At 70.1% G+C, this 22,646-nt stretch carries 23 protein-coding genes; 6 read left to right on the top strand and 17 right to left on the bottom strand.

What is annotated here, in order from left to right:
- Positions 1 to 6: 6 nt before the first annotated feature.
- Together AU196_RS03415 and AU196_RS03410 are read right to left on the bottom strand one after the other, a co-directional pair.
- Positions 7 to 2,205, bottom strand: a complete 2,199-nt coding sequence (locus AU196_RS03415) for a thiamine pyrophosphate-dependent enzyme (protein ID WP_059093679.1) — start codon at positions 2,203 to 2,205, stop codon at positions 7 to 9.
- 4 nt (positions 2,206 to 2,209) lie between these two features.
- Complete coding sequence (locus AU196_RS03410; RefSeq protein WP_059093678.1) at positions 2,210 to 2,983, bottom strand: HAD-IIA family hydrolase; 774 nt, start codon at positions 2,981 to 2,983, stop codon at positions 2,210 to 2,212.
- A 66-nt stretch (positions 2,984 to 3,049) separates the two neighbouring features.
- On the opposite strand from AU196_RS03410, the gene AU196_RS03405 reads away from it, so the two are divergent.
- Positions 3,050 to 4,207 carry a serine hydrolase domain-containing protein gene (locus AU196_RS03405; protein WP_059093677.1) on the top strand — a complete coding sequence of 386 codons (1,158 nt, stop codon included), beginning with the start codon at positions 3,050 to 3,052 and terminating at the stop codon, positions 4,205 to 4,207.
- Positions 4,208 to 4,219: 12 nt separating this feature from the next.
- Here AU196_RS03405 and AU196_RS03400 read toward each other — a convergent pair whose 3' ends face one another.
- The 4 genes from AU196_RS03400 to rplS form a co-directional block, all read right to left on the bottom strand.
- A complete protein-coding gene (locus AU196_RS03400) occupies positions 4,220 to 4,525 on the bottom strand; it encodes a DUF2469 domain-containing protein (protein ID WP_011559372.1) in 306 nt (101 codons plus the stop codon).
- A gap of 74 nt (positions 4,526 to 4,599) precedes the next feature.
- The gene (locus AU196_RS03395) at positions 4,600 to 5,319 is read right to left on the bottom strand and encodes a ribonuclease HII (RefSeq protein WP_059093676.1); all 720 of its coding nucleotides are present in this window, start codon (positions 5,317 to 5,319) and stop codon (positions 4,600 to 4,602) included.
- A 48-nt stretch (positions 5,320 to 5,367) separates the two neighbouring features.
- Positions 5,368 to 6,207, bottom strand: a complete 840-nt coding sequence (gene lepB / locus AU196_RS03390) for a signal peptidase I (RefSeq protein ID WP_059093675.1) — start codon at positions 6,205 to 6,207, stop codon at positions 5,368 to 5,370.
- A gap of 51 nt (positions 6,208 to 6,258) precedes the next feature.
- Positions 6,259 to 6,600, bottom strand: a complete 342-nt coding sequence (rplS, locus tag AU196_RS03385) for a 50S ribosomal protein L19 (RefSeq protein ID WP_059093674.1) — start codon at positions 6,598 to 6,600, stop codon at positions 6,259 to 6,261.
- A 320-nt stretch (positions 6,601 to 6,920) separates the two neighbouring features.
- On the opposite strand from rplS, the gene AU196_RS03380 reads away from it, so the two are divergent.
- The gene (locus AU196_RS03380; RefSeq protein WP_059093673.1) at positions 6,921 to 7,847 is read left to right on the top strand and encodes a serine hydrolase; all 927 of its coding nucleotides are present in this window, start codon (positions 6,921 to 6,923) and stop codon (positions 7,845 to 7,847) included.
- Here the strand turns inward: AU196_RS03380 and trmD are convergent.
- The 4 genes from trmD to rpsP are packed head-to-tail and all read right to left on the bottom strand — an operon-like array spanning position 7,844 to position 9,839.
- Positions 7,844 to 8,527, bottom strand: coding sequence for a tRNA (guanosine(37)-N1)-methyltransferase TrmD (gene trmD, locus AU196_RS03375; RefSeq protein WP_059093672.1), 684 nt, complete (start codon positions 8,525 to 8,527; stop codon positions 7,844 to 7,846). The genes AU196_RS03380 and trmD overlap by 4 nt on opposite strands.
- 13 nt (positions 8,528 to 8,540) lie before the next feature.
- Positions 8,541 to 9,062 (bottom strand): ribosome maturation factor RimM, encoded by a 522-nt coding sequence (gene rimM, locus AU196_RS03370; RefSeq protein WP_059093671.1) that lies wholly within the window; start codon positions 9,060 to 9,062, stop codon positions 8,541 to 8,543.
- A gap of 16 nt (positions 9,063 to 9,078) precedes the next feature.
- Entirely contained in the window at positions 9,079 to 9,321 is a 243-nt protein-coding gene (locus tag AU196_RS03365; protein WP_003928628.1) for an RNA-binding protein, read from the bottom strand.
- A gap of 8 nt (positions 9,322 to 9,329) precedes the next feature.
- Entirely contained in the window at positions 9,330 to 9,839 is a 510-nt protein-coding gene (gene rpsP, locus AU196_RS03360; protein ID WP_059093670.1) for a 30S ribosomal protein S16, read from the bottom strand.
- Between the two features lie 183 nt (positions 9,840 to 10,022).
- On the opposite strand from rpsP, the gene AU196_RS03355 reads away from it, so the two are divergent.
- Positions 10,023 to 10,661: a class I SAM-dependent methyltransferase gene (locus AU196_RS03355; protein WP_059093669.1), complete on the top strand. Its 639-nt coding sequence runs from the start codon at positions 10,023 to 10,025 to the stop codon at positions 10,659 to 10,661.
- A 14-nt stretch (positions 10,662 to 10,675) separates the two neighbouring features.
- Here AU196_RS03355 and AU196_RS03350 read toward each other — a convergent pair whose 3' ends face one another.
- A complete protein-coding gene (locus AU196_RS03350) occupies positions 10,676 to 11,107 on the bottom strand; it encodes a nuclear transport factor 2 family protein (protein ID WP_197415690.1) in 432 nt (143 codons plus the stop codon).
- A 32-nt stretch (positions 11,108 to 11,139) separates the two neighbouring features.
- Here AU196_RS03350 and AU196_RS03345 point away from each other — a divergent pair, with 32 nt between their 5' ends.
- Positions 11,140 to 12,015: a D-alanyl-D-alanine carboxypeptidase family protein gene (locus AU196_RS03345; protein ID WP_059093667.1), complete on the top strand. Its 876-nt coding sequence runs from the start codon at positions 11,140 to 11,142 to the stop codon at positions 12,013 to 12,015.
- Positions 12,016 to 12,157: 142 nt separating this feature from the next.
- Positions 12,158 to 12,949, top strand: a complete 792-nt coding sequence (locus AU196_RS03340; protein WP_059093726.1) for a D-alanyl-D-alanine carboxypeptidase family protein — start codon at positions 12,158 to 12,160, stop codon at positions 12,947 to 12,949.
- Positions 12,950 to 12,963: 14 nt separating this feature from the next.
- Here AU196_RS03340 and AU196_RS03335 read toward each other — a convergent pair whose 3' ends face one another.
- The 6 genes from AU196_RS03335 to ftsY all read right to left on the bottom strand — a co-directional run bounded on the left by AU196_RS03335 (position 12,964) and on the right by ftsY (position 21,488).
- Positions 12,964 to 14,040, bottom strand: coding sequence for an amidohydrolase family protein (locus AU196_RS03335; protein ID WP_059093666.1), 1,077 nt, complete (start codon positions 14,038 to 14,040; stop codon positions 12,964 to 12,966).
- Positions 14,040 to 15,602 carry a signal recognition particle protein gene (gene ffh / locus AU196_RS03330; protein WP_059093725.1) on the bottom strand — a complete coding sequence of 521 codons (1,563 nt, stop codon included), beginning with the start codon at positions 15,600 to 15,602 and terminating at the stop codon, positions 14,040 to 14,042. Before ffh ends, AU196_RS03335 begins: the two co-directional genes overlap by 1 nt.
- Positions 15,603 to 15,666: 64 nt before the next feature.
- Positions 15,667 to 18,171, bottom strand: a complete 2,505-nt coding sequence (locus AU196_RS03325) for a [protein-PII] uridylyltransferase (protein WP_059093665.1) — start codon at positions 18,169 to 18,171, stop codon at positions 15,667 to 15,669.
- A 67-nt stretch (positions 18,172 to 18,238) separates the two neighbouring features.
- Positions 18,239 to 18,577, bottom strand: coding sequence for a P-II family nitrogen regulator (locus AU196_RS03320; RefSeq protein WP_011559357.1), 339 nt, complete (start codon positions 18,575 to 18,577; stop codon positions 18,239 to 18,241).
- Between the two features lie 33 nt (positions 18,578 to 18,610).
- Entirely contained in the window at positions 18,611 to 19,951 is a 1,341-nt protein-coding gene (locus tag AU196_RS03315; protein WP_059093664.1) for an ammonium transporter, read from the bottom strand.
- A 172-nt stretch (positions 19,952 to 20,123) separates the two neighbouring features.
- The gene (gene ftsY, locus AU196_RS03310; protein ID WP_502687205.1) at positions 20,124 to 21,488 is read right to left on the bottom strand and encodes a signal recognition particle-docking protein FtsY; all 1,365 of its coding nucleotides are present in this window, start codon (positions 21,486 to 21,488) and stop codon (positions 20,124 to 20,126) included.
- A gap of 91 nt (positions 21,489 to 21,579) precedes the next feature.
- Here ftsY and fni point away from each other — a divergent pair, with 91 nt between their 5' ends.
- On the top strand, positions 21,580 to 22,599 hold the full coding sequence (fni, locus tag AU196_RS03305) for a type 2 isopentenyl-diphosphate Delta-isomerase (RefSeq protein ID WP_197415695.1): 1,020 nt from the start codon (positions 21,580 to 21,582) through the stop codon (positions 22,597 to 22,599).
- Positions 22,600 to 22,646: the final 47 nt, after the last annotated feature.

The raw sequence follows: 22,646 nt of genomic DNA, 5'->3' as shown, positions 1-22,646 counted from the left end.
AAGCGCTCAGCCGCCCGCCGTGCGGGCCAGCTTGATCGCCGCCGCCTCGATGGTGTCCTCGCTCAGCAGCACCTGCAGGGCGGCGTCGCCCAGCGGAATGAAGCTGTCGCGCCCGGCCACCCGGTCGACCGGGCCGGTGTATCCGTGCGCCAGCAGCTCGGCGAGTACGCCTTCGCCCACCCCACCGGTCCGGCGGGTCTCGTCGACGATGAGCACCCGCCCGGTGGCCTGCGCCTCGCGCAGCATGTCCTCGACGGGCAGCGGCGCGAGCCAGCGCAGATCGACGACGCGGGTGGCGATGTGGAGGCGTTCGAGTCGGCGCGCCACCCGCAAGCTCATCCACAGCCCGTTGCCGAAGGTGAGGATCGTCAGATCGGCGCCGTCACCGTAGGTGCGCGCCCGGCCGATCGGGGCGGCCGTCCCGGTCAGCGGCGCCAGCCATTGTTCGTCGCCGTCGGTGTGCAGATCCTTGGTGTGGTACAGCGCGATCGGCTCCAAGTACAAGCACACCGCACCCGCGCTCTTCGCGGCGGCCACGCAGGACTGCATCATCGCCGCGGCGTCGTCCGGGCGTGCCGGAGAGGCGATCACCACACCGGGGATGTCGCGCAACGCCGCGATCGAGTTGTCGTTGTGGAAGTGTCCGCCGAAGCCCTTCTGGTACCCGTAACCGGCGACGCGCACGACCATGGGATTGCGATACTGCCGGTCGGCGAAGAACTGCAGGGTGGCGGCCTCGCCGCGGATCTGGTCGGCCGCGTTGTGAACGTAGGCCAGGTACTGGATTTCGGGGATGGGCAGCAGGCCCGACACCCCCGCACCCAGGGCGAGACCGAGGATGGCCTGCTCGTCGAGCAGGGTGTCGAACACCCGCGCCCGACCGGCCTTCTGTTGCAGACCGCGGGTGACGCCGTACACGCCGCCCTTGCGCGCCACGTCCTCGCCGAAGATCAGCGCCTCCGGGTGACGGGCCAACGTGTCGGCCAGGGCGCGGTTGATGGCCTGCGCCACCGTCACCGGCGAGGCCGACGGCTCCCCCGGCGCGGGTGCGCCCGACGCGGCGACCGCCTCGTCGAGGCTCTCGCGCAGCGGGCGTTCGACGGCGGCGGCGCTGCCGAGTTGCGGCGCGTCCATCACCTCGCCGGCCAAGTCGAGGACCTCGTACCGGGCGGCCTCGTACCGCTCGAGCACCTCCGCCGGCGACAGGACACCCTGGGCGACAAACGCTTTCGCGGTACCGAGCACCGGGTCGCGCTCGAAGTCTGCGACGATCTCGTCGGGGCGGCGGTAGCCCGGCTCGTAGTCGGAGCCGGCGTGGCCCATCAGCCGAACCGTGGTCAGGTGCAGGAACGCGGGACGACGGTGTGTTCTCACGTATTCCGCTGCCGCCCTGGCGGTTTCGAGGCTACCCACCAGGTCGGACCCGTCCGCGGCGAAATACCGCAACCCCTCGCGCCGGGCGTACGTGCGGGCGATCCAACCCCGCGGGGTCCTGGTGGAGATGCCGATGCCGTTGTCCTCGCACACAAACAGCAGGGGCATCGGCATGCCCTGATAGGCGGTGTGCATGGCGGTGTTGAGGGCGCCGACCGCGGTCGAGTGGTTGACCGAAGCGTCGCCGAAACTGCACACCGTGACCGCGTCGTCCGGCCAGCGGCAGGCCACGCCGAGTTTGCGGGCGCGGGCCGTCGAGAACGCCACCCCGACAGCGCGCGGCAGATGCGAGGCGATCGTGCTGGTCTGCGGGATGATGCCGAGGTCGGCGCGGCCGAACACCTTGTGCCTGCCACCCGAGATCGGCTCGTCGGCGGCCGCGACGAGGCCCAGGAGCACGTCGCGGATCCCACGGGTGAGACCGCCGTCGACCTGCTGGGCGCGGGCCAGGAAGAATCCGCCCGACCGGTAGTGCAACAGCGCCGGATCGGTGGGCCGCAGCGCCGCGGCCACCGCGGCGTTGCTCTCGTGGCCCGACGATCCGATCGTGTAATACCCGCGGCCCTGTGCGCGCAGCCATCGGGCGGCGAGGTCGAGGTGGCGGCTGGCGAGCGCGGCCCCGAACACCGCAAGCGCCTCGCACACCGTCACCGTCGAACCGACGCGCACCGGGTCGTCGTCGCCGCGCCGCGCCACGGCCGGCGCGGACAGCGCCGAGATCGTCGCCGTGAAGTGGTCGTCGAGGGCTTCCCGTCCGGTGCTGTCAGCCATACCGTCACACCAAGTCGATGGCCTCGGCGATGGACGGCAGCACCCGGCTCGGGCGGAACGGATAACGCTCGACGTCCTCGACGCTCGTCGACCCGGTCAGCACCAGAATGGTCTCCAGACCTGCCTCGATGCCCGCGACGACGTCGGTGTCCATCCGGTCGCCCACCATCACCGTGCTCTCCGAGTGCGCCTCGATGCGATTGAGCGCGCTGCGGAACATCATCGGATTCGGTTTCCCGACGAAGTAGGGTTCCCTGCCGGTGGCCTTGGTGATCATGGCGGCCACCGATCCGGTGGCGGGCAGCGGCCCCTCCGCGGAGGGGCCGGTCACGTCCGGGTTGGTGGCGATGAACCGGGCGCCGCCGAGGATCAGCCGGACGGCCTTGGTGATCGCCTCGAACGAGTAGGTGCGGGTCTCCCCCAGCACCACGAAATCCGGTCCGACGTCGGTCAGCGTGTAGCCCGCCTCGTGCAGCGCGGTGGTCAGACCGGCCTCGCCGATGACATAGGCCGATCCGCCGGGTAACTGGTCGGCCAGGAACGTCGCGGTGGCCAGCGCCGAGGTCCAGATCGACTCCTCGGGCACGATCAGCCCCGACCGCGCCAGCCGGGCGGCCAGGTCGCGGGGCGTGAAGATCGAATTGTTCGTCAGCACCAGGAAGGGTCGCTCGCGCTCGACGAGCCGCGCGAGGAATTCGGCGGCGCCGGGAAGGGCGTGCTCTTCGCGGACGAGTACGCCGTCCATGTCGGTGAGCCAGCATCTGGCGGTGGATCGCACGCGTTCAGTCTGACACTGCACGGCGGCGCACCCGGTCGTTCCGGCGCCACCGATAAGGTCGGCACCGTGAGCGTCCCGCCCGGTCTGACCCTGCAGAACTGGCAGACCGTTCCCCATCTGCACTGGGCATTCCAACATCTCGCCGACTTCCTGCCCACCGCGCGGATCTCCCGCGGTGACGGTCCCGTCGCCGAGATGCCCGCGCGGTCTGCCGCGCTGTCGGAGATCGTCCTGCCGGGCGGCACGACCACCGTCGGCGACGTGATGGGCGCAACCGCGACCGACGGGTGGATCGTCACCCGCCACGGCGCGGTCCTCGAGGAGCGGTATCCGGCGGGCATGCTCCCCGACACCCCGCACCTGCTGATGTCGGTCAGCAAAACCCTCGTCGCGACGGTCGCCGGGGCGCTGATCGGCGAGGGCGCGCTGGCGCCCGACGCGCTGCTGAGCACCTACGTCCCGGCGTTGGCGGAGTGCGGCTACGCCGGCGCGACCGTGCGAGACCTGCTCGACATGCGTTCGGGCATCGCGTTCTCCGAGGACTACCTCGACCCGCTGGCCGAGGTGCGGTTGCTCGAGCAGGCGATCGGGTGGGCGCCGCGCACCGTCCCTGACCTGCCCGACACCATGTACGGCTTCCTGCTGACCCTGCGCCGGAAGGGCCCGCACGGCGGCCCGTTCGACTACCGCTCGTGTGAGACCGACGTGCTGGGCTGGGTGTGTGAAGCCGCGGGCGGCACCCGCATGCCTGCACTGATGTCCGACGTGCTCTGGAGTCGTCTCGGGGCCCAGGCCGACGCGGTGATCGGCGTCGACCGCGAGGGCACCGGCATGTTCGACGGCGGGATCAACGCCTGTCTGCGCGATCTGGTCCGGGTGGGCACGCTGTTCCTCACCGAGGGGGTGTCGCTGAGTGGCAGGCAGGTCGTGGCGCCGTCGTGGATCGCCGACACGTTCACCGGTGCTGCGGACTCCCGCGACGCGTTCGCGGCGGGCCGCGACACCGCCCGCTTCCCGGGCGGGATGTACCGCAACAAGTGCTGGCTGCCGTATCCCGGCGACGACGTGCTGCTGTGCCTGGGCATCCACGGCCAGATGATCTACGTCAACCGGCGCGCGGGCATGGTCGCGGCGAAGCTGTCGAGCTGGGCGCTGCCCGAGGAGAACGACAAGTTGAAGGCCACCATCGCGGCGTTCGACGCGATCGCCGCCGAGTTCCGGTGAGAACCGAGGAGGCTACTCCGGCAGCCGCAGTTCCGGTTTCTCCACCTCTTCGATGTTGACGTCCTTGAACGTGATCACCCGGACCTGTTTGACGAACCGGGCGGGCCGGTACATGTCCCACACCCACGCATCGGCCAACCTCAGCTCGAAGTACACCTCGCCGTTGGCGTTGCGCGGCACCATCTCCACGCTGTTGGCCAGATAGAACCGGCGCTCTGTCTCCACCACGTAGCTGAACTGCCCGACGATGTCCTTGTACTCGCGGTACAGCGACAGCTCCATCTCGGTTTCGTACTTCTCGAGATCCTCGGCGCTCATCAGTACTGCTGTCCTTCACGTCGGTATGGCACGGCCGGTGGCTGTTCACTCCTGCGGCTCATCGCAATCCTCCCCTACCCGAGTTCACAGCACTGCCCGGGTTCGGCGTCGGTCAGCCCCCCGCTGATCTGCGGGGTACCCGCGGTGACCAACCGGCGCACGTTGATGAACGAATATCGGTGCTGCGGGCACGGTCCGAGTTCGGCCAGCGCGGCGGTGTGCGCCGGTGTGCTGTATCCCTTGTGCTCGGCGAAACCGTAGCCGGGGTGGTCGCGTTCCATCGCCACCATCAACCGGTCGCGGCTCACCTTGGCCAGCACACTGGCCGCCGCGATACACGCGGCCGCGGCGTCCCCGCCGACCACCGGCAGCGACGGCGTCGGCAGCCCCGGCACGCGGAACCCGTCGGACAACACGTAACCCGGCCGCACGGACAGACCCGCGACCGCCCGCCGCATCCCCTCGATGTTGGCGACGTGCACGCCGCGCCGGTCCACCTCCTCGGACGGGATGAACACCACGTGGTACGCCAGCGCGTAGCGGCGGATCAGCGGGAACAACCGCTCCCGCTCCTTCTCGCCCAACCTCTTCGAATCGTCGAGCGCGGCCAGGCTCTCCAACCGGTTCGGGCCGAGCACGCACGCCGCGACCACCAGCGGGCCGGCGCACGCGCCGCGGCCCACCTCGTCCACCCCAGCCACCGGCCCGAGACCGTTGCGGTAGAGCGCCGACTCCAGCGTGCGCAGACCTGAGGCCTTGCGGATCACCGTGCGGGGCGGCCATGACGCCGGCACGCTCAAACCCCCTCGCGCCTGCGGCTCATCGCGGTTCTCCTACGGTCCCTACTGGTTCGGGTCGGCGGTCTGCGGGTTCACCGAACCGACGCCGCCCCATCTCCCCGGCGGCCAGGCGATGAACCGTGCCTTCCCGATCACATTGTCCACCGGGATGGTGCCCGCCTCCGGGTCGCCCGTGCACAGCAGGCCGCGCTGCGCGTCACCGGGCAGGTTCGTGCAGTGCGCGCGCGAGTCGGCCGAATGCGTGCGGTTGTCCCCCATCACCCACAGCTTGTCCTCGGGGACGGTGACCGGCCCGAACTCGTTGCCCAGGCAGGGGTAGACGACAGGATCGGCCATCATCGTCTTGGGGTCCAGGTACGGCTCCACGAGCCGTTTGCCGTCGACGGTCAGCCCGGTGGCCGCACGGCACTCCACCGTCTGACCGCCCACCGCGATCACTCGCTTGACCAGGTCGTTCTCGTCCGGCGGGACGAATCCCACGACGGACAGCGCGTTCTGCACGAAGCGGATGGCGGGGTTGTCGGACCGGATCGACTTGTATCCGATGTTCCAGTTGGGCGGGCCCTTGAACACGATGACGTCGCCGGGTGCCGGTTCGGTGAACCGGTAGGTGACCTTGTCGACCATGATGCGGTCGCCGACGCAGCCGGGACACCCGTGCAGCGTGGGTTCCATCGACTCCGACGGGATCAGGTACGGCCGCGCGACGAACGTGAGCATCACGTAGTACAGAACGATCGCGATGGTGACCAGGATGGCCAGTTCGCGCAGCGCCGAGTGTTTGCGGCCGGGGGTCTCGTCCTGGTCGTCGGCGTGCGGTTCGGCGTCGGAGTCAGGCCTGCCGACAACGTCCTCGGACGACGACTCGGGCTTATCGGTCACGGGTTCACACTAGCCAGCGAACGGACCGGTGCCCGTCAGCGCCGTGGCGGGTCAGCGCTTCTCCTTGATCTTCGCCTTCTTGCCGCGGAGCTCGCGCAGGTAGTACAGCTTCGCGCGGCGGACGTCGCCACGGGTGACGACGTCGATGTGGTCGATGTTGGGCGAGTGCACGGGGAACGTGCGCTCCACGCCGACGCCGTAGCTCTCCTTGCGCACCGTGAAGGTCTCGCGGATACCGCCGCCCTGGCGGCGGATGACGACACCCTTGAAGACCTGGATGCGTTCCTTCGAGCCCTCGATCACCTTCACGTGCACGTTGACGGTGTCGCCGGGGCCGAAAGCCGGGATGTCGTCGCGCAGCGACGCCTGATCGACGAAGTCCAGCGTGTTCATCGGTGACACTTCCTTGTTGCTTTGCGGCGAGGGCGGGCTGTGCGAACAGCGCGCGCCGAGCCGGTGGGTACGGACGCTTTCGGGGCGTATCTCGCAGCGGACGTCAGGGGCGCACCCCACGTCCTGCGCGGACAACTGCTCAATTGTGCCAGACGGGCACCGGTCCAGTGAAATCGCCGCCTCGCGCGGCGCTCTGCCGCGGCCGGCGCTGATCAGCGACGCCACGGGTACACGTTAGGCTTGGATCAGTTGTTCGCCGCACCCGGTGCGCCGAGACGATTCCCCGCCAGAGGCGCCCCCAGTCATCGAGAAGGAGACCCATGCGACGGCCGTCGGTGCTGTTGACGGCCACCGCGGCAGGCATGGCCGTGGCAGTGGCCGTCTCGGGGTGTGAGGCGCGGGTGTACGGCACACCGCCCCACCCCGACGGTCCGCACCTCACCGTCGTCGCACCCCACGGCGCCATGGCGCCGCTGCCCGAGGCATCACCCGACCAGCCCGCCGCGTCGTTCACCGGGCTCGAGGACCGGGTGCGGCGGGCCACCGATCAGGCCGCCGATGCGGGTGCCGACGTCACCGTCCTGATCAAGGACCGCAACACCGGCCAGGTCGTGTCCAACGGCAACGGCCGCGGGATCGCGATCGCGTCGGTGGTGAAACTCTTCATCGCCGACGACCTGTTGCTCGGTGGTGAACCGTTGTCACCCGAGGACGTCGAGAACTTCCGGTCGATGCTGCGGTCGTCCGACGACAGCGCGGCCGAGGTCTTCTGGAACCGGGGCGGGGGCAGCGCGATCATCAAGCGGGTCGTGAAGCGCTACGGCCTCACCGGCACCCGTCCGCCCGGCGACGGCCGCTGGTGGAACACCATCAGCACCGCGGCCGACCTGGTGCGCTACTACGACATGCTGCTCTCCGGCGCGGGTGGTCTGCCCCGTGACAAGGCGGACCTGATCGTGGACAACCTCGCCGCCTCGACACCGAACGGCGTCGACGGCACCCAGCCCGGTGGGGTGTACCCGCAGCGCTTCGGGATCCCCGAAGGCCTCTACGCGGTGCCGGTCGCGGTCAAGCAGGGCTGGATGTGCTGCATCGGGTCGGACTGGATGCACCTGTCGACCGGCGTCATCGGTGCGGACCGCCGCTACATCATGGTGATCGGCTCCGACCAGCCGGCCGGTGCCGCCGAGGCCCGAGCCACCATCACCCGGGCCGTCGAGACCATGTTCCCGGACGGCCGGATCTAGTTGTCGCCCAACAGGTCCGGGCGCCTTTCCCGGGTCCGGGCGAGCGCCTGCTCGTGCCTCCACGCCGCGACTCTGGCGTGATTGCCGGACAGCAGCACCGCGGGGACGTCGAGTCCCCGCCAACTGGGCGGCCGCGTGTAACTGGGCCCTTCGAGCAGACCCGCGGAGTGCGAGTCGTCGGCATGGGAGGCGGGGTTGCCCAGCACCTCGGGCAGCAACCGCACGACGGCCTCGACCATCACCAGCGTCGCGGACTCGCCGCCGTTGAGCACGTAATCGCCGATGGAGACCTCCGCCACGCGCATCCGCCGGGCGGCGTCGTCGACGACCCGCTGATCAATGCCCTCGTAGCGTCCGCAGGCGAACACCAGGTGGCGTTCGGCGCTCCACCGCTGGGCGGTGGCCTGGTCGAACAGCCGCCCCGCCGGGGTCGGCACCACGAGCAGCGTGTCGTCGGTGCAGACGTCGTCGAGCGCCGCACCCCAGACCGGCGCCTTCATCACCATGCCGGGACCGCCGCCGTAGGGCGCATCGTCGACCGAACGGTGCACGTCATGGGTCCAGGCGCGAAGGTCGTGGACGCCGAGCTGGATACGTCCGGAGTCGATCGCCTTGCCGGGCAACGACTCCCGGAGAGGGTCGAGGTAGCGCGGGAAGATGGTGATCACATCAATTCGCACGGCTGCGCACCCTCTACTCCGGATCCAGCAGACCCTCGGGCGGATCGATCTCCACCAGACCGTCGGCCAGCAACACCCGGGGCACGATGGCCGTGACGAACGGCACGAGCACCTCGGCGCCCTCGGGAGTCTTCACCGACAGCAGTTCGCCTGCGGCGGTGTGCAAGACCTCGGCCACCGTTCCGACCTGCACGCCGTCGACCGTGCGCACGCGCAGCCCCTCGAGTTGGTGGTCGTAGTACTCGTCGGGGTCCTCGATCGGCGGCAGGTCGTCGCTGTCGACCAGGAACACCGTTCCCCGCAACGCGTCGGCGGCGGCCCCGACGTCCACGCCGTCGAGGCGCACCAGCAGCCGACCGCCGTGCGGCCGAACGGATTCGACGACGTAACGGCGCTCGGCGCCACCCCGGGGGGCGCGCCCGCGCAATGCTGCGCCGGGCACGAAGCGGGCGTCGGGATCGTCGGTGCGGACCTCGACCACCAGTTCACCGGTGACGCCGTGCGCCTTGGCGACCCGGCCGACTACGAGGTCCATGAACGGTGGTCGTTCGCTACTGGTCGGTGTCCACCACGTCGACGCGGATGCCCCGCCCGCCGATACCGGCGACCAGGGTGCGCAGCGCCGTCGCAGTGCGACCGCCGCGACCGATGACCTTGCCGAGATCGTCGGGGTGCACATGCACCTCGACCGTCCGGCCGCGCCGGTTGGTCACCATGTCGACCCGCACATCGTCGGGATTGTCGACGATCCCGCGGACGAGGTGTTCGACAGCGTCGACGACGACTGAGCTCACGGCGCCGCTCAGCTCTCAGTGGCGCCGGCGATTGTGGCGTCCTCGCCCTCAGCGGCGGGCTCGGACTTGTCGGCGTTGCCGGCCGGATCGGCGGTCGCCTCGATGTCGGAGGCCGCCTTCTTGGCCGCGGGCGCCTTCTTCTTCTTCGGCTGGGTGGCCTCGGTGCTCGGCCCGCCCTCGGCCTCGGCCAGGGCGGCGTTGAACAGGTCGAGCTTGCTGGGCTTGGGCTCCTTGACCTTCAGCGTGCCCTCCGCGCCCGGCAGACCCTTGAACTTCTGCCAGTCGCCGGTGATCTTCAGCAGCTGCAGCACCGGTTCGGTGGGCTGCTCGCCGACGCCGAGCCAGTACTGGGCGCGCTCGGAGTCGACCTCGATCAGGCTCGGCTCCTCCTTGGGGTGGTACCGGCCGATGACCTCGATGGAACGGCCGTCGCGGCGGGTGCGCGCGTCGGCGACGACGATGCGGTACTGGGGGTTGCGGATCTTGCCCAGACGGGTCAGCTTGATCTTGACAGCCATGGGTGTTGCGACACTCCTCGTGCGTTGCCACGCTGCAATTCAGCGATGCGGGCGGGTTTGCCCGATCCGGTTTTGCCTCGCGTGTGTGACCACCGCGCGGCCGGAGTCGCGGGCGGACAGCGGACCATTGTGCCAGACCGGCGGGTCCGGCCGGAAATCGCTTCGGCCGGGCACACTGGAGCCATGCCACTACGTCAAAAACTGCTCACCAGCATGGCCGAACAGCTGGGCCGCCCGCACGGACGCCTCGGCGGGGTCGTCGCCGGTGCCCTGAACCGCGGTAACGGCCAGGCCATCGCGACGGCGGTGGCCGCCGCGCAGGTGCCGGCCGGCGGCGTCGCCGCCGACATCGGATTCGGGGGCGGCGCGGGACTGCGGCTGCTCGTCGACGCGGTGGGCACCGGCGGCACGGTCCACGGGGTGGAGCTCTCCGACGACATGCTCGACCGGGCCCGGCGGCAGTTCCGCCGCGACATCGACAGCGGCCGGCTGCGGCTCGCACAGGGTTCGCTCACTGCGCTACCGCTCGATGACGCCACGCTCGACGCGGCGATCACCGTCAACACCGTGTACTTCGTCGACGATCTGGACGCCGTGTGCGCCGAGTTGGCGCGGACCCTGCGGCCCGGCGGCCGCGCCGTCATCGGCGTGGGCGATCCGGAGGCGATGCGCCGGCTGCCCGTCACGCCGTACGGCTTCCGGCTGCGTCCGGTGGACGACATCGTCGCCGCCCTCGAACGGGCGGGGTTGACCGTGAGCGTGCAGAGCCGGGCCGACGGCCGCCTCCCCCGCCACACGATCACCGCCCAACGCCCGGCCTGACCTGCCGCCGAAGCTCACACCAGCTTGTCGAAACACCTCTCCTCGACGCGGCGGGTCATCCGCCAGCCGTCGGCGGTGCGGGCGAACTCGTCGACGTACCAGATGCCGACGAAGTAGACCTGCGCGGCTCCGGCGCCGGGATCGCCGCCCATCACCATCGGGTTGAAGCAGATCGTGCGCGAGGTCGCCGTGTCACCGGACACCCGGACGTCGAAGTTGCCGACCAGGTGCGAATAGGCCGGGAAGTTGGGCAGCACCTCGGCCAACCACTTCTTGACCTCCGGGTACGGACCGTCCACCCCGCCCGTGGCGCGGTAGTCGATGTAGGCGTCCGGGGTGAACACCCGGTCGAGGTCGTCGAACCGGCGCTGGTCGATCGCCGAGGAGTAGTCGACCATCAACTGCTGGATCTCCAGCCGGTCCGAGATTTCCGCCAGGCTCAACATGGATCGATTGAACACGATTAGGCTCACCCGCCATGGGGAGGCTCGTCACTGTTCTCGCAATCCTGCTCGCCGCGCTGGGCTTCGTCGCCGCACCCGCCGCGACCGCCGACATCGACATCCAGCCGGCGGGGTCGGTCCCGATTCCCGCCGGTCCGGCCGAGGCGTGGATCGTCGCGGACATGGACACCGGGCAGGTGCTGGCCGGCCGCAACGACAACACCCGCTACGCCCCCGCGAGCACGATCAAGACGCTGCTCGCCCAGGTGGTGCTCGACGAGGTGCCGCTGGACACGACGATCGTCGCCGACGAGGCGGACACGCGGGTGGAGTGCAACTGCGCCGGGGTGGAGCCGGGCCGCGAGTACACCGCCCGTCAGCTGCTCGAGGCCCTGCTGCTGGTGTCGGGCAACGACGCCGCCAACACGCTGGCCCGCATGCTCGGCGGTATGGACGCCGCCGTGGCGAAGATGAACGGCAAAGCCGCCCTGCTCGGCGCCTACGGCACCAACGTCGCGACCCCGTCGGGACTGGACGGGCCGGGGATGCCGTTCTGGTCCACACCCCACGATCTGGCCGTGATCTTCCGCGGGGCGATGACCTATCCGGTGTTCGCGCAGATCACCGCCATGCCCTCGACGGTGTTCCCGACGAAGTCCGGCGACGCCGTCCTGGTCAACCAGAACGAGCTGCTGCGCCGCTACCCCGGCGCCATCGGTGGCAAAACCGGGTTCACCGACATCGCGCGCAAGACGTTCGTGGGCGCGGCGCAGCGTGACGGCCGACGGCTGGTCGTCGTGCTCATGCACGGGCTGGTCAAGGAGGGTGGCCCCACCTACTGGGATCAGGCGGCCGGCCTGCTCGACTGGGGTTTCGGGCTGGACCGCGGCGCGAGTGTCGGATCCCTGTAGCGGCCGACCGAAACACAGTGTCATTGCATCGCAACGGTTTCGAGACCGATCCGAGGCGTGAGCGCCGTTAGGCTCTGGCGCCGTGGCCTGTTCGCGTTCGCGGTGGTGGTCGCGGACGCTCATCGCGGGATGCGCGCTCGTGATGACGATGTCGTCGGTCGGCGTGGTCACGGGATCGCCCGCCGTGGCCCAGCCGCAACCGGCCGGTGCCGTCACCCTGCCCGAGGGCCCTGCACAGGCATGGCTGCTCGCGGACCTCGACTCGGGCCGGGTCCTGGCCAGCCGCAATCCCTATGAACCGCACGCCCCCGCGAGCACGATCAAGGTGCTGCTCGCCATGGTGGTGCTCGACCATCTCTCACCGGACAACTTCGCGCGGGCCAACGCGTCGCACACCCAGGTCGAATGTTCCTGTGTCGGACTCGAACCCGGCCAGGCCTACACCACCCGCCAGTTGCTGGCGGCGCTGCTCATGGTGTCGGGCAACGATGCGGCCAACATGCTCGCCGACATGCTGGGCGGCCAGCGTGCCGCGGTCGCGGCGATGAACCGTAAGGCCGCTCTGGTGGGTGCGAAGGCGACCAGGGCCTCGTCGCCGTCCGGACTCGACGGACCCGGCTGGGAGTCGATCACCACACCGCATGACCTGGCCGTGATGTTGCGGGCCGCCTTGAGATATCCGTTGATCGCACAGATCATGCGGTCCCCGTCCGCGTCGTTCCCGGGCAGGACGCTGACCAACCAGAACGAGTTGCTCAGCCGCTACCCCGGCGACATCGCAGGCAAGACAGGCTTCACGAACCTCGCCCGGAAGACGTATCTCGGTGCGGCACAACGCGGTAACCGCCGGCTGGTCGTGGTGCAGATGTACGGCACCGGCGATCTCTACGGTCAGGCGATCGGACTGTTCGACTGGGGCTTCAGCCAGCCCTGAGCTGCGGCCGAACGCTAGAAGACCCGGCCCCCGAGGATCACCACGGCGGGGTTGTTGACGACGGCGGCGCCGCGGCGCGGATCGTCGGCGTAGCAGACCAGATCGGCCGGCGCGCCGTCGACGAGAGCCGGCCGGCCCAGCCAGGTGCGCGCGTCCCAGCACGCCGCACCGAGCGCATCGGTCGCGCTCATCCCGATCCCGCGCAGGGCGTCGATCTCGTCACCGATGCGGCCGTGGGCGATGGTGCTGCCTGCGTCGGTGCCCGCGTAGATGGGCACACCCGCTTCGCGCGCTGCGGCCACCCGCGCGTAGCTGCGCCGGTAGAGGTCGCGCATGTGGGCGGCGTAGGTCGGGTACTTGGCCGCCGAATCGGCGATGCCGGGGAAGTTCTCGAGGTTGATCAGGGTCGGCACGAGCGTCGTACCGCGTTCGACCATCATCTCGATGGTGTCGTCGGTGAGGCCGGTGCCGTGTTCGATGCAGTCGATCCCGGCGCCGATCAGCCCGGGCAGCGCATCCTCGCCGAAGACGTGCGCGGTCACCCGGGCGCCGTTGGCGTGGGCGGCGTCGATTGCCTGCTTGAGGATCTCGTCGTCCCACAGCGGCGCCAGATCGCCGATCGAGCGGTCGATCCAGTCGCCGACGAGTTTCACCCAACCGTCGCCGCGGCGCGCCTGCTCGGCGACGATCGCGGGCAGGTGCGTCTCGTCCTCGACGTCGACGGCGTAACCGGCGATGTAGCGCTTGGGCCTGGCCACGTGGCGCCCGGCGCGGATGATCCGGGGCAGGTCGTCGCGCTCGTCGAGGCTGCGGGTGTCGGTGGGCGAACCGCAGTCGCGCAGCAGCAGCGCGCCGACGCCGCGTTCGGTCTCTGCCTGCGCGGCCGCCTCCTCGATGCCGACCGCACCTCCGGGCACCGGCCCGAGCCCGACGTGGCAGTGCGCGTCGACCAGGCCGGGCACGATCCAGCCATCGGCCCAGACGGTGTCCGCGTCGGCGACGGGTTCCGCCCGCAGGAGACCGTCGACGATCCACCACTCGACCGGCTGCTCGTCGGGCAGGCCGCGGCCGCGCACGTGGAGCGGGCGCATCAGTTCTTGGGGAACTTCAGCTTGCTCAGGTCGAAGTCGGCCAGACCGGGCGGCAGCTCGTCGAGACCCTTCGGCATGTTCGACAGGTCGGGAAACCCGGCGGGCATTCCGGGCATGCCCGCGCCGAGCGGGTTGCGGTTCTTCGGCGGAGTCGGACCCCGGCCCTTCTTCCCCTTCTGCTTGTTCTTGCCCTTCGCGGCCTTACGGGTGTTCTTGCCGCGCCCAAACGGCATCCCCATCTGGCCTGCCATCTGCGACATCATCTTGCGGGCCTCGAAGAACCGGTCGACGAGCTGGTTGACCTCGGACACCGTCACGCCGGAGCCGTTGGCGATCCGGAGCCGGCGGGAGGCGTTGATGATCTTCGGATCGGCACGTTCGGCCGGTGTCATGCCGCGGATGATGGCCTGCACCCGGTCGAGTTGGCTGTCGTCGACGGCGGCCAGCGCGTCCTTCATCTGACCGGCGCCGGGGAGCATGCCGAGCAGGTTGCCGATCGGGCCCATCTTGCGGATCGCCAGCATCTGCTCGAGGAAGTCCTCGAGGGTGAGCTCGCCACTGCCGATCTTGGCCGCGGTGGCCTCGGCCTGCGCCGCGTCGAAATGCTGTTCGGCCTGCTCGATGAGGGTCAGCACATCGCCCATGCCGAGGATCCGGCTGGCCATCCGGTCGGGGTGGAAGACGTCGAAGTCCTCGAGCTTCTCCCCGGCCGAGGCGAACAGGATCGGCACGCCGGTGACCTCGCGGACCGACAGCGCGGCACCTCCGCGGGCGTCGCCGTCGAGTTTGGTCAGCACGACGCCGGTGAACCCGACGCCCTCGCGGAACGCCTCGGCGGTGGTGACCGCGTCCTGGCCGATCATCGCGTCGAGGACGAACAGCACCTCGTCGGGGTCGACGGCGGCGCGGATCGCGGCGGCCTGACCCATCAGCTCCTCGTCGATGCCGAGCCGGCCCGCGGTGTCGACGATCACCACGTCGAAGTGCTTGGCCCTGGCCTCGGCGAGACCGGCGGCGGCCACCGCGACCGGGTCGGCGGTGCCCTTCACCTCCGGCGCGCCGGGCGCGGTGCCGGGGTGCGGCGCGAACACCGACACGCCCGCGCGCTCACCGACGATCTGCAACTGGTTCACGGCGCCGGGACGCTGCAGGTCGCAGGCGACCAGCAGCGGGGTGTGGCCCTGCCCGCGCAGCCACTTGGCGAGCTTTCCGGCCAGCGTCGTCTTACCGGAACCCTGCAGGCCGGCGAGCATGATGACCGTCGGCGGGGTCTTCGCGTACGCCAGCGGGCGGGTCTCCCCGCCGAGGATGCCGATCAACTCCTCGTTGACGATCTTGACGACCTGCTGGGCGGGGTTCAGGGCGGCCGACACCTCGGCACCCTTGGCGCGTTCCTTGATGCGCGCGACGAACGCGCGCACCACCGGCAGCGAGACGTCGGCCTCCAGCAGCGCCAACCGGATCTCCCGGGCGGTCGCGTCGATGTCGGCGTCGGTCAACCGGCCTTTGTTGCGCAGCCCCTGCAGGGCACCGGTCAACCGGTCGGACAAGGATTCGAACACGGTGTCCACCTTAACGGTCGAGGTCTGCTTCCCCACCGGGCGGCGCTCGGGGCGCCGGACCCGCTCAGCTCGCCTGTTCGGCCGGCTTCGGCGGTGGTGGCGGGGTGGGCAGCACCGCGTAGAGGTCGCGTTCCAGCTCGGCGCGGATGGTCTGGCGGTCGGCGTCGGTACCGGTGGCCAGGGCGGGCACGGCGATGCCGAACACGTCGACCACCGACGACCCGAGCGTGGTGACCTTCGCCCAGGCGATGTCCACCCCGTCGCGTTCGAACACCGCGGTCAACCGCGCCAGCAGACCGGCGCGGTCGACGGTGCGGATCTGCACGACGACTTCGCTCGGCGACGCGCCGCTCGACCACAGGACGCGCGGTGGGGCCGGGACGTGGTTGGCCGGCACCGCGGCGAGGATCTCCCCGGCTCGTGACGTGCCGTACTGGGCGGCCTCGCGTTCGCGCCGCTCGAGCGCCGCGAGCACGTCGAGTTCACCGTCGAGGGCGAGCATGAACTGCTGGCGCAGCAGCCCGGCCGCGGGCGGTGCGCCGAAATGCGGTGAGACCACGAAGGTGTTGATCGCCGAACCCTGGTGGCTGTTCACCGAGGCGGAGTGCACACGCAGCGAGTTCAGCGCGAGCACGCCCGCGGCCTTGGACAGCAGCCCGCGCCGGTCCGGGGCGATCATCGTCACCTGGTGGATGTGGGGACTGTCGGTGGGGGTGAGCTCGACGTGAACCCCGACCGCACCGGCCAGGTCGAGGTGGCGGGGGTCGATCGGGTCCGGATGCGGCAGCGGTTCGCCCGCCATCACCAGCCGGCACCGCCGCACCAGGTCACCGATCAGCGAGGCCTTCCAGTCGCCCCACACCCCCGGGCCGGTGGCCAGCGAGTCCGCCTCGGCCAGCGTGTGCAGCAGTTCCAGCAGCACCAGGTCGCCGCCGAGTTTGTGCACCACCGCGTCGATGGTCTTGGGGTCCTGGAGGTCGCGGCGCGTCGCGGTGTCCGGCAGCAGCAGGTGGTAGCGCACCATCTTCGACAGCAGTTCGATGTCCGACGGCCACAACCCCAGCCGGGTGCCGATCTGATCGGCGAGCTCGGCGCCGATCACGCTGTGGTCCCCGCCGCGGCCCTTGCCGATGTCGTGGCACAGGGCCCCGAGCACCAGGAGGTCCGGTCGCGAGACCCGGGTGGTGAATGCGCTTGCCCGCGAGACGGTTTCCACCGAGTGACGGTCGACGGTCCAGATGTGCACGACGTCGCGCGGCGGCAGGTCGCGCACCGCACCCCATTCGGGGAAGAGCCGGCCCCACAGCCCGGTGCGATCCAGCGCCTCGATGGTCGACACCACCGCCGGACCCACGCCCAGCATCACGAGCAGATCCTTGAGCGCCTCTCGCGGCCACGGTGTGCGCAGTTCGGGTGCGGTCTCGGCGAGCCGGCTCAGGGTCGACACCGCCATCGGCAGGCCCGTGGTCGCCGACGCCGCCGCCACCCGCAGAATCAGTCCGGGGTCGCGCTCGGGACGGGCGTCGCGGGCGAGGATGACCTCACCCGCGTATTCCACGACGCCCTCGTCGAGCGGGCGCCGCACCGGCCGGCGCAGCGCGGCGAAACCGCGGCGCGGCAGCGCGTTGGCGGCGGTGCGGAGACCGGCGTCGACGTAGTAGCTGATGGTCCGCGCGGCGTCGGAGAGCATGCGGGCCAGATCGAACCGGTCACCGATGCGCAGCGCGGCGCCGATCTCGTCGGCGTACTGCGCCAGCAGCAGATCGCGGCCGCGGCCCGACACGCGGTGGAGTTCGGTGCGCACGTTGAGCAGCGCCAGGTGCGCCCCGCCGAGCGTGCCCGTCGGCGACGCGAGCGCCGGGCTGGGATACACGTCGGCCAACTGTGCGATCGCCAGCGCGTTGAGCAGCTGCACGTCACGCAGCCCGCCCCGGCCGGATTTGAGATCGGGCTCGGCCCGGTGGGCGATCTCACCGCTGCGGTGCCAGCGCGCCTGGGTGTGCTCGACGAGGTCGGCGAACCGCGGCGCGATGCCGGTGCGCCACTGCCTGCGCGCCCCGCCCACGAGCAGGTTCGACAGGTCCGCGTCCCCGGCGATGTGGCGCACCTCGAGCATCGCCAGCCCCGCTGAGATGTCCTCGCCGGCGACCTTCAGCGCCTCGGGCACCGTCCGCACGCTGTGGTCGAGCCGAATGTTGGCGTCCCACAACGGGTACCACAACAGCTCGGCGACCTGGCTGACCACGTCGGCGGGCATGTTGTCGTGCAGCAGCATCAGATCGAGATCCGAATAGGGCAACAGCTCACCGCGGCCGAGCCCGCCCGTCGCGACGATCGCGAACCCACTGGTCGCGGTGATCCCGATCTCGTTCGCCTTTGTGCCGAGCCAGAATTCGTGCAGATCGAGCAGAGCGTCGCGCAGTGCGGCGGTGTCGAGGGGACGCGGCCCGCCGGTGAGCAGCTGCTGTGTCGCCTTGACCAGATCGGTGGCGGGGCGCAACGAGCCCGCCGCCGGCGCCGTCCATCTGGGGGCGCCGGCGGCGGGATCGTGTTGTCTGCCTTGTGTCATATCGGAAGTCCTCCCCCGGACCAGTGAACGGTGACGGTGTTGACCCGGGAGACGACCCCCTCGTCGCTCAGAGGGCGTCGGCCCCCCGCTCGCCGGTGCGCACCCGGACGACGGTGTCGACCGGGCTCACCCAGACCTTCCCGTCACCGATCTTGCCGGTGCGGGCGGCCTGGACGATGACATCCACGACCTTGTCGACCGCCGAATCGTCGACGATCACCTCGACCCGCACCTTCGGCACGAAATCCACGGAGTACTCGGCCCCGCGGTACACCTCGGTGTGGCCCTTCTGCCGGCCGTAACCCTGGACCTCGCTGACGGTCATCCCGAGGATGCCCGTCTGCTCGAGCCCGGTCTTGACGTCTTCGAGCGTGAACGGCTTGACGATCGCAGTGATCAGCTTCATTTCGTCGGTCCCTTCCAAGAAAATTGTTGCCGATCAGACGAGTTCATAAGCCGTTTCCGCATGCTCGGTCTCATCGATGCCGGTGTCCTCGTCTTCCTTTGTCACACGCCAACCCAGCGGCTTGACGATGAAGGCGATGATGACTGTCATCACGCCCGTAAAGACCACTGCTACCAGAGCGATCACGACCTGCACCACCAGTTGCTGGATCCCACCGCCGTAGAACAGGCCCGTCTCGGTGGCCAGGAAGCCGATGCCCACGGTGCCCCACAGGCCCGCCACCAGGTGCACACCGACCACGTCGAGCGAATCGTCGTAGCCGAACTTGTACTTGAGGCCGATGGCCAGAGCCGACAGGATGCCCGCGATGGCGCCGAGGATCAGCGAGCCGATCGGCGAGAGCGATCCACAGGCGGGGGTGATCGCGACCAGGCCGGCCACGATGCCCGATGCGGCGCCGACGCTGGTGGCGTGGCCGTCGCGGATGCGCTCCACCGCGAGCCAGCCCAGCATCGCCGCGGCGGTGGCGGCGGTGGTGTTCACCCAGACCAGACCGGCGAGCGCGTCGGCGGCGCCTTCGGATCCGACGTTGAAGCCGAACCAGCCGAACCACAGCAGTGCGGCGCCGAGCATCACGAACGGGATGTTGTGCGGACGGAACGGGGTCCGGCCGAAGCCGGCGCGCTTACCGATCAGCAGGGCCAGCACCAGGGCCGCCATACCGGCGTTGATGTGGACCACTGTGCCGCCGGCGAAGTCGATCGGCGGGACGTTGGCCGCGCCCTCATCGGCGTTGTAGCCGAAAAGCCAAGAGGCGAAACCGTTTTCGTCGCCCGAGAGCAGGCCGCCGCCCCAAACCATGTGCGCCAGCGGGAAGTACACCAGCGTCACCCAGATGCCGCCGAACACCAGCCAGGTGGCGAACTTCATGCGCTCGGCCACCGCGCCGCTGATCAGCGCGACGGTGATCACCGCGAAGGTCAACTGGAAGGCGACCCAGACGATCGCGGGCACCGAACCGAAACCACCGATCGGGTACAGCTCCTCGCCACCGATCTCGCGCGACTCCAACAGCGGGCTCAACCCGAACAGCGCAAACGGGTTGTCGAAGATGCCCAGGATGTCGTTCTCACCGGTGTGCGCCGACGCGAACGACATCGAGTAGCCCCAGAGCACGTAGATCACGCTCACGACGCCCAGCGCCCCGAAGGACATCATCATCATGTTGAGGACGGACTTCTGGCGGGACAGGCCGCCGTAGAAGAACGCGAGAGCGGGTGTCATCAACAGCACCAGGGCGGCGCTGGCGAGCACCCAGGCGGTGTCGCCGCTGTTGAAGGCGGCGAACGCTTCGTCCGGTAAGGCTAAGACCACTTTGTGTGAACCTCCTTGGGAAATGCGCCGACGGATCGGCCTCCCGAGAAGACTCTTGTGCGCGCGTTTCGCTGGTGATGCGTGAGCGTTTCTGACATGTGAACGCAGCGACCCGCCTGGTTACGCTCATGTTTCCGACCGTCACATGCGGTCGATTCGCCGTCCGCCGGTCTCAGCCCAGCAGCGCGTCGACGAATGCGCCGGGTTCGAACGGTGCGAGATCGTCGGGCCCCTCCCCGAGGCCGACGAGCTTGACCGGGACGCCGAGTTCCTGCTGCACCCGGAAGACGATGCCGCCCTTGGCGGTGCCGTCGAGTTTGGTCAGCACCACACCGGTGATCTTGACCACCTCGGCGAAGACCCGCGCCTGCGGCAGGCTGTTCTGACCGATCGTCGCGTCGAGCACCAGCAGCACCTCGTCCACCGCGGCGCGCTTCTCGACCACCCGCTTGACCTTGCCCAGTTCGTCCATCAGCCCGGTCTTGGTGTGCAGCCGGCCCGCGGTGTCGATGGCGACGACGTCGGCGCCGTTCTCGATGCCCTTGGACACCGCGTCGAAGGCCACCGATGCGGGATCGGCGCCTTCCGGTCCGCGCACGACCTCCGCGCCGACGCGCGAGGCCCAGGTCTGCAACTGATCGGCCGCCGCGGCCCGGAAGGTGTCGGCGGCGCCGAGGACGACGCGGCGCCCGTCGGCGACCAGCACGCGGGCGAGTTTGCCCACCGTGGTGGTCTTGCCGGTGCCGTTGACGCCGACGACCAGCAGCACCGACGGTTTGTCGGCGTGCGGCAGCGCGCGGATGGACCGGTCCATCTCGGGGTGCAGTTCGGAGACGAGGACGTCGCGCAGCACCGCGCGGGCGTCGGCCTCGGTGCGCACCGATTCACTGGCCATCCGGGTGCGCAGCGCGCCGACCACCGATTCGGTGACGACCGGGCCGAGATCGGCGATCAGCAGGGTGTCCTCGATCTCCTCCCACGACTCCTCGTCGAGGTCGCCGCCGCCGAGCAGGCCCAGCATGCTGCGGCCCAGCGCGTTCTGCGACTTCGCCAGGCGGCCCCGCAGGCGGTCGAGGCGCCCGTGGGTGGGGGCGATGACCTCGGCGGGCTCCGGTTCGGGCTCGGGTAGAGGCTCCGGCGCCGGTTCGGGCTCGGGTTCGGGCGCCGGTTCGGCGACGGGTTTCTCGGGCGCGCGCGGTGGGGCGGCCTCGACCGGCGGCTCCGGGAGCCGCACGTCGGCGATCGGACGTTTGGGAGCGTCGCGAGGGATCGTGGCGTCGTCGCCGACGGCGGGCAGGCCGCTGGTGTCGATGCGGTCCTTCGGGCGGACCGGCGGCGCCACCGGCGGCGTTGCGGTCGCTGACGATTGTGTGAACGTGATGCCGGAACTGGCCGTGTATCCGCCGGAGCGGTCGATCGGTGTGGCAGTGTCGGATTTCGAGAGCCTGATCCGCCTACGCCGGTACCGGACCAGGCCGACGACGAGCGCAACGACGAGAAGAACGGCGATGACCGCGATTGCGATCCACACAGCCAGCGAGAGATCCAGGGTCACCCGGCCATTGTCTCAGGGTCGGTAACCGGTGACGTTGCGGCCTCACAGCAGCCGAAGCGGCAGCGCGATCGGGATGGAGACCCGCAAGCGCCGCCACATCGACGTGTGCCTGGACGGGCCGGTGGAGTACGAGACCGTCACCACGGGGCTGGAGCATTACCGGCTGCCGTACAACGCGCTGACCCAGACCTCGCTCTGCCGGGTGCGGCTCGACACCACCTTCCTCGGTAAACCGCTGGCCGCGCCGGTGCTGATCGGCGCGATGACCGGCGGCGCCGGACTGTCCGGCACCATCAACCGCAACCTCGCGGCCGCCGCACAGCGCCTCGGCGTCGGCATGATGCTCGGGTCCCAGCGCATCATGTTCGGCAACGACGCGGTCGCGCGGAGTTTCGCCGTCCGCGACATCGCCCCGGATGTGCTCCTGATCGGCAACGTGGGCCTGGCGCAGCTGTCCGAACCCGTGCTGCCCGCGCTCGAAGCGGCGCTCGAACGGGTGGGCGCCGACGCGCTGGCCGTGCACACCAACCCCCTGCAGGAGGCCATGCAGCGCGACGGCGACACCGACTTCACCGGGTCGATCGACCGGTTGCGCGCCCTCGCGGCCACGCTGCGGCAGCCGGTGATGCTCAAAGAGGTCGGCCACGGGATCGGCGCCGCCGTCGCCGCGGAGTTGGCAGGCAGCGCGCTGGCCGCCGTCGACGTGGCCGGGGCGGGCGGCACGTCGTGGGCGCGGGTCGAGCAGCTGGTCCGCTACGGCGAGATCCGCTCCCCCGCACTGGCCGAATGGGGCATCCCGACCGCGCAGGCGCTGCTCGAGGTACGCCGCACCCTGCCCGACGTGGCGCTGGTCGCCTCCGGCGGCATCCGCACCGGGATGGACGCCGCCAAGGCGCTGGCGATGGGCGCCGACGTGGTGGCCGTCGCGCGGCCGCTGCTCGCGCCCGCCATCGAATCGGCCGACGCGGTGGTGGCGTGGCTGCGGGGTTTCATCGACGAACTGCGGGTGTGCCTGCACGGCTGCGGCGCGGCGGATCTGACCGCGTTGCGCCGCGTCGGCGTGCATCCCGCGGATCAGTCGCGCCGAACGTGAACTGAGTGCGAGAAAACAGCCGAATTCTCGCAGTGAGTGCACATTCG

Origin of the sequence: Mycobacterium sp. IS-1742 (genome assembly GCF_001500125.1) — a bacterium.
Lineage (GTDB): Bacteria > Actinomycetota > Actinomycetes > Mycobacteriales > Mycobacteriaceae > Mycobacterium.
Note: the sequence above shows the minus strand (reverse complement) of the source record. Positions and strands in the feature narration are given on the sequence as shown.